This is a genomic window from Variovorax sp. P4_D9, assembly GCF_056401695.1.
Map to the genome: position 1 here is coordinate 1 of NZ_JBFUIU010001467.1, position 1,282 is coordinate 1,282.

A 1,282-nucleotide genomic window follows, 5' to 3' on the forward strand; every position below is an offset into this window, starting at 1 on the left:
GCTGATGGATCGAACTTTAGACACGCAACGAGCGTTTGCCCATCGAGATTGCCGTCGCCGCCCTTTCGCGTATACAAATACGAACCAGGGCTGACTACGGCTTCTATCAGCAACGTCACGGCATTGGACTGAGCAAAGGCAGGCGCGGGAGCAGTGGCCTCCAATACGAAGCAAAGGAGTGCAGCGCACGTGTTGCTCAGCGACTTCATTGTGGCCCCTAGGCTACCCCTAGGCTAGAATACGTATCACCTTGATCGACTRTAATACCATCCTCTCAAGGAGGCAATCAAGTGAGGGCTCGATTGCGCCCCACAATCGATCACAGTCCCATGAAATCGACGAAATTCACGTCGCCGCCAAGTCAGGGCCACTGTTCAACAAAAACAGTGGCTAACAATGCCTGAAGCTCAGGCCGCCTGCACGGCAACGAGCCAGAGCTGAGCTCCTTGCTGCGGCGTCGACGCCCAGGTCACGTTGTAGGTACCCGCCACGCCAACCTGCCTGACGGCCACGGCGCACTGCACCAATGCACCAGAAGCCAGTATCGAATCGACCACCGTGAAGCCGTTGTCGGGCACGGCCGTCTGGTCCAGGTCGACACCGGCATCGCCCCACCACCAGGCGACGAGCAGCGCAGGGCCGGTGGTGGTGACACTGGCGCTGGTCAAGGGCTGACCAGCAAGCACCTCGCGCCACTGCGCATCACGCACGAAGCCACCTCCGGTGATCTCGACAACGCTAAGAGTCGTTTCGTCGCTGACGTTGTGCTTCGCCACGGTGACCACGTGGCCGACCATGCCCCGGGCCTGCTCACAGGCATACAAGACCGTCCCCGAGCTTGGCCAGAGGGTCTAGGTGTGCGCCGCATCGAGGTGAACGAAGGCATTGCCCGCGTTGTCCGTCGGCACGACAGCAGAAAGCACACCGCGCCCGATGCAGGCCAGGAGGGGTGCTTCCGGTCGCGCGCGTGGACATGCCCGGAAGTGGACAGCGATGAGGAAGACACGCCGTCACGGTTGAAAACGAGCGCGTGGGCTCCGAGGGCCGGCGCCGTTGGATCAGGAGCAGGAGCAGGAGCAGGAGCAGGAGCAGCAGCAGGTGCAGCTGAAGGTCAGGCCGCGGCGCTCGTTCAGCAGTGCAAGTGCCGCACTGTCGGAGGGTGCATTCATATAGGCACTCCGCTGTCTTCGGCCTGCGATTGTGAAACACCGCGGTCTGCGAACCAACCCACATCCCCTGCCCAGGTGTTACCGACAGTCAGTTGCCGCCGAATTCAAAGCGG

The 1,282-nt window shown here is 61.6% G+C and carries 2 protein-coding genes; both read right to left on the minus strand.

The features are described 5' to 3' along the window. Positions 1-209: hypothetical protein (locus tag AC1DY5_RS56045; protein ID WP_478122775.1), on the minus strand; the 209-nt coding region annotated here is incomplete at its 3' end. A 198-nt stretch (positions 210-407) separates the two neighbouring features. Then, entirely contained in the window at positions 408-797 is a 390-nt protein-coding gene (locus AC1DY5_RS56050; RefSeq protein WP_478122776.1) for a hypothetical protein, read from the minus strand. Positions 798-1,282 lie beyond the last annotated feature (485 nt).

Excerpts from the sequence above, each read along its gene's own strand:
- AC1DY5_RS56050 (WP_478122776.1), bottom strand. The coding sequence starts at position 797 with ATGGTCGGCCACGTGGTCACCGTGGCGAAGCACAACGTCAGCGACGAA.